Source organism: Carnobacterium sp. (assembly GCF_040274425.1).
This window is the reverse complement of sequence record NZ_JBEMBC010000123.1, coordinates 1-5,083: the sequence shown is the minus strand read 5'-3', so window position 1 is coordinate 5,083 and position 5,083 is coordinate 1. Positions and strand designations below refer to the sequence as shown.

Genomic DNA, 5,083 nt, shown 5'->3' with positions numbered 1-5,083 from the left:
CAACATTTCCCACACTTTTTTACGCAACAACTGGTATATAGAAAACGAAAAGGACACGCTAAATGCTGCAGTAGCTGGCCACACTTTTATGTACTCTGCTAGGGAAGGAAAAACGGGTTGGGCGTTAAAACGTGAATATGCCGAAGCTGCCATCAATGTCTTAACTGGAAAAGCAGCCACACCAGAAGTACTTGAATTATCAGGCAATCCTATTACGTATGTAGAATTAGCAGAGGCTCTTAAAGTTGCTAGTGGCACAGCATTCGAGGTCATCGAGCTAAGTGATGCAGACTACCAGTCATCATTAACCAGCAACGGTATTCCTGAGCCAGTTGTTGGGTTTATCTTAATGATCCAAAATGATATTCGTAACGGTGAATTAGATGTTATTTCGAACGATTTTGAAAAGACGTTAGGTAAACCACTTACACCACTAGTTGATGCTCTAAAAGAATTCTTACAACAATAACTATTTATACTGATTCTGTTCTTCAATCAAAAAAAAAACAAGTAAGAATAAGCCTTAATAAGGTTTATTTTTACTTGTTTTACTTTCGATAAAGGCAGTCTAACCCTTTCATTACTTGTTCTTTCGTGGTTTTTCTACTTAACGAGTGCTCTATATTCGTTAACAATTTTAATCCCTGAACTCGTTCCTAAACGTTCAGCACCAGCTTCCACCATTGCTTTAGCAGTTGAAAAATCACGTATCCCTCCTGCTGCTTTAACCTTAACGTCTGCTCCAACTATTTCTTTCATTAGTTTTACATCTTCAACTGTGGCACCACCAGTACCAAAACCAGTTGATGTTTTCACAAAATTTGGTTTCACTCTTTTAGCAATTTCGCAGACAGCAATTTTTTCTTTATCTGTCAAATAACAATTTTCCAAAATTACTTTACTTAAAACATTATTTGTTTGGCATACTGCTACAATTTCTTTCATTTCTTGTTCAATATAAGCTAAGTTACCTTCTTTTAATTCGCCAATATTGATCACATAATCGATTTCACCGGCTCCATTTTTAATGGCATCTGTAACTTCAAAAACTTTCGTAGCAATTGTGGTCTGGCCTAGCGGAAAACCAATCGCTGCTCCTACATGAACTGAACTTTCTTTTAACAACTCTCTACATAGAGAAACAGGCGCTGAATTGATAGCCACCATTTTAAAACCATAATCCTCAGCTTCTTGACACAATTTTTCAAATCCAGATCTCTTTGCGTCTGCTTTTAATAAAGTATGATCCACAATATTTGCTAGCTCGGTTACGCTCAATTGAAATGTCATTTTTTCTTCCTCCTCTTGTTGAATTCGGTTTCATTTTATCACAATTAATGTCGCTACGTATAACATGCAGATATAAGATTCAATTTTGCCTAATTTCAAATAAAAAGTTCCTAAAAATTTATCTGAGGTCATTTATGAACATAATGTTCAATTTATATCACTTTATTTAGAAGAAAAAAGAACATGAGAACCTTAATGGATGAATAACAGCTTATTTCAATCATTTTCATATATACTCTAATTAACAGATACTATAGGAGGTTTTTAAATGTTAACCATGGCTTATATCGGAAACGGAAAAAGTACGAACCGCTATCATTTACCTTTCGCATTAAAAGCAGAGCACGTTAAAGTGAAAACAATTTATTCGCGTCATGAGGATAGCACTTGGGATAAAATTCCTGGAGTCAACTACACAAAGAATTTAGAGGATATTTGGAATGATCCAGAAATTCAGTTGGTGGCTATTTGCCTTCCAAATTCATTGCATTTCAAGTTTGCAAAATTATCTCTAGAAAACGGGAAAAACACACTCGTTGAAAAACCTTTTACCGAAACAGCTCAAGAAGCAAAAGAACTATTTGAGTTAGCAAAATCAAAAAATTTAATCGTGCAATGTTACCAAAACAGACGCTACGATTCAGATTTTCTAACTGCTCAAAAAGTTATTGAAAGTGGCGTTATTGGTGAATTATTAGAAGTTGAAATGCACTATGATTATTTCAGACCAGAAGTTCCAGAAAACAGTACAGCATTATCAGCCGCTGGTAGTTATTTGTATGGACATGGCTGTCATACCATTGATCAAGTTCTTTCTTATTTTGGAGATCCAGATTCTATTCATTATGATGTGAGACAATTATTAGGTCCGAATCGAATGAATGATTATTTTGACTTGGATTTTTACTATTCAAAAATAAAAGTATCGGTTAAATCAAGTTACTTTAGAATAAAATCACGGCCAAGTTTTGTGCTATATGGTAAAAAAGGGATGTTTATTAAGCACGAAAAAGATAGACAAGAAGAACACTTAAAATTATTCTATCTGCCAACTAATCCTGATTTTGGAATAGATACGCCCGAACATTACGGTACTGTTACCTATGTAGATGCTAATGGCCTTTATCATGAAGAGAAAGTCATTTCAGAAATTGGGGATTATAGTCGTATTTACGAAGGGTTATATGAAACCATCATAAACGGAAAAGATAAACTAGTAAAAGATGAAGAAACCATTCGTCAACTAGAAATACTTGAAGAAGGTATTCAAAGTATTAAATACTAACTTATCAATTCGTTTAAAAAATCGGCTCTATAATTTTTAGTGTTGATAGATTAGTTAAATTGATTATAGGATATTTCTGAAGGATTAAGGGTTGCTTGTAGCCATATCTAATGATTCAATGCGAATGACAAAGCGTTAGCGCTTCAGCGATTACGCTCTGTTTAAGGCTTGTAAGTCTGAAGACAAAAGGCTTCAGACGGTCACATGGCTCTCCACAAGCAAACCCGTCTATTCCAGAAGAAATAATTTTATTTGGTTGTATCAACACCCTTTGTTAAGTAATAAAAAACAATGATTACCCAACTAAGAAAGAAGGTTTATAATGAAACTCGCAATTATAGGTTCTGGAATGATAGTAAATGATTTTTTAACTATGGTCTGTGATATTCCAGAGATTCACTTAGAAGCAATCGTAGGAACGAATAGAAGTATTGATAAAATGAAGATTTTAAAAGACAACTATGGCATTCGTCAAGTCTCAACTAATTATGAAGAATGTTTAAACAGTAAGAATATCGATACCGTCTATATTGCATTACCCAATCATTTGCATTTTTCATTTGCTAAACAAGCCATACTGAATAAAAAAAATGTTATTTGTGAAAAGCCTTTTACCTTAAATTCATCTGAAATGAAAGAACTAAGAGAACTAGCTTTAACGAACAACGTCTTGTTGTTAGAAGCTATAACCAATCAATACTTAACCAATTATAAAAAGATCAAAGAAGCCCTCAATACTATTGGAGATATTAAAATTATTGAATGCAATTATTCACAGTACTCTTCACGGTATGATGCCTTTAAAAAAGGAGAGGTGTTACCGGCTTTCAATCCTAAAATGGGCGGGGGAGCTTTAATGGATATTAATATTTACAATATTCATTTTGTAACGGGTCTTTTTGGGGAGCCCCAAAAAGTAAACTATTTGGCAAATGTTGAAAATGGAATTGATACTTCTGGCATATTAAGTCTTGATTATGGGGATAAAAAAGTAGTCTGTATAGGTGCTAAAGATTCTACAGCTCCGATACGAACCATTATCCAAGGCGAAAAAGGAGCCATCATTATTGAAGGACCTACAAGCACCATCGACCGTTTTACTGTAATCGATCATCAAAATAAGAGCGAAATCGTTGATTCTAAAGTGCATACGCATCGGATGTATGAGGAATTTACCGAATTCGAAAGAATCATAAGAGAAACCGACTTTGAAACTATGACAAAACACCTTGATCATAGTGAAATGGTGATGTCCATTGTAGATAAAGGATTAGAATCTGCAGGTATAGTATTAGGATAAATTTTCAAAATAAAAAACAGGTGCTTTTTCAATTTAGGAATAGGTCATAGCTCTTCAGACAAAATTCCATTTTGAATGAGTGACTGTTTTTCTTTTAAATTTTCCAAATTACTTCTGTATTCTTTTGCATATAAAATAGAATATAATGTGTCTAATACATATTGAAAGGCAATTTGTGATGCAAAAGTTCCTACCTTTACAAAATCGTATTCTTCTTGGACTACCGCTATCGTTTTGGTAGCTACCTTAGTCAAAACAGAATCTATATTTCCTGTTATCAAAATGGTTGGGATCTTTTTGTTAGAAAAATGTTGTAAAATGCGCTTATATTGAGGACTAGTTCCACTATAAGATAGAAATAGCGCACAATCTTTTGGAGTGAGGTTAGATGCATTCCATGCCTCATCTGCATATTCTTCAGAGATAATCGCGAATCTATTAATCTTTACTAATTTATTTTGAAAACTTCTAGCTCGAACTTGTGAATCACCACGAGAAAACAGAAAAATACGCTCAGACTTGAAAAGTAATTCTGCAACGGATTGTAGTAAATCTTCATCTAATTGATTTAACGTTTTTTTTATTGTATCAATCGTTAAATTTGCCATATTCTTAGCTATATCCATGGTTAAATCTTCTTGTTTAAAGGGGAAATTTACATCCACTTCACTAGGCAGATGCAGTTGGTTATAAACTACACTTGAAATCGCGTCCTTAAAACTTCTAAATCCATCATACCCAATTTTTTTACAGAGACGGATAATGGTTGAGTGAGAAGTGTATGTTAATTTTGCTAAATCCTCAATATAGATCGTAGGAATCGTGGTGATATTTTGGATGATGTAGTCAGCAATTCTCATTTCCGTATTCGTAAAGTTCGTTTGGTCTTTCAACTTATTTAATACTTGTACCACATTCAACAACTCCTTTATAACTTAATTTTATCTCATTTAGTTGTACTTTACTATCTAACCGCGAGTGTAAGAGGGTTTTTCTATAAATAAAAAGAGACAACGGTTGAAGAGGAGCCTATTCCATGCCTCCCTTCTGCTCTTGTTTCTTTTTGTGTTTGTAACCTTCTCTTTTTTTCTAAAGAATTTTACTTTTACGAAAACCTAATTTGTGAGATACTAAAAAGCGTGACTGAAAACGGAGGGAACAAGATGATTTATATAAAAGAAGCCATTTTACACATTTTTGATTTGAAC

Annotated in this window: 5 protein-coding genes; 3 read left to right on the top strand and 2 right to left on the bottom strand. The window is 33.6% G+C overall.

Features of this window, described 5'->3' with window-relative positions; genetic code table 11:
- Positions 1–469, top strand: a 469-nt coding sequence (locus ABS911_RS14150) for a Rossmann-fold NAD(P)-binding domain-containing protein (protein ID WP_502880554.1), incomplete at its 5' end; no start/stop codon positions are given.
- 134 nt (positions 470–603) lie between these two features.
- Here the strand turns inward: ABS911_RS14150 and deoC are convergent.
- Entirely contained in the window at positions 604–1,290 is a 687-nt protein-coding gene (gene deoC / locus ABS911_RS14145) for a deoxyribose-phosphate aldolase (protein WP_350453504.1), read from the bottom strand.
- 268 nt (positions 1,291–1,558) lie between these two features.
- Here deoC and ABS911_RS14140 point away from each other — a divergent pair, with 268 nt between their 5' ends.
- Positions 1,559–2,575, top strand: a complete 1,017-nt coding sequence (locus ABS911_RS14140; protein WP_350468089.1) for a Gfo/Idh/MocA family oxidoreductase — start codon at positions 1,559–1,561, stop codon at positions 2,573–2,575.
- Between the two features lie 322 nt (positions 2,576–2,897).
- The gene (locus ABS911_RS14135; RefSeq protein ID WP_350453502.1) at positions 2,898–3,875 is read left to right on the top strand and encodes a Gfo/Idh/MocA family protein; all 978 of its coding nucleotides are present in this window, start codon (positions 2,898–2,900) and stop codon (positions 3,873–3,875) included.
- 44 nt (positions 3,876–3,919) lie between these two features.
- Here ABS911_RS14135 and ABS911_RS14130 read toward each other — a convergent pair whose 3' ends face one another.
- Positions 3,920–4,789, bottom strand: coding sequence for a MurR/RpiR family transcriptional regulator (locus tag ABS911_RS14130; RefSeq protein WP_350468088.1), 870 nt, complete (start codon positions 4,787–4,789; stop codon positions 3,920–3,922).
- Positions 4,790–5,083: the final 294 nt, after the last annotated feature.

Bases quoted from the DNA above. Each gene is read 5' to 3' on its own strand.
- deoC (WP_350453504.1), bottom strand. From the start codon at position 1,290: ATGACATTTCAATTGAGCGTAACCGAGCTAGCAAATATTGTGGATCAT.
- ABS911_RS14140 (WP_350468089.1), top strand. From the start codon at position 1,559: ATGTTAACCATGGCTTATATCGGAAACGGAAAAAGTACGAACCGCTAT.
- ABS911_RS14135 (WP_350453502.1), top strand. From the start codon at position 2,898: ATGAAACTCGCAATTATAGGTTCTGGAATGATAGTAAATGATTTTTTA.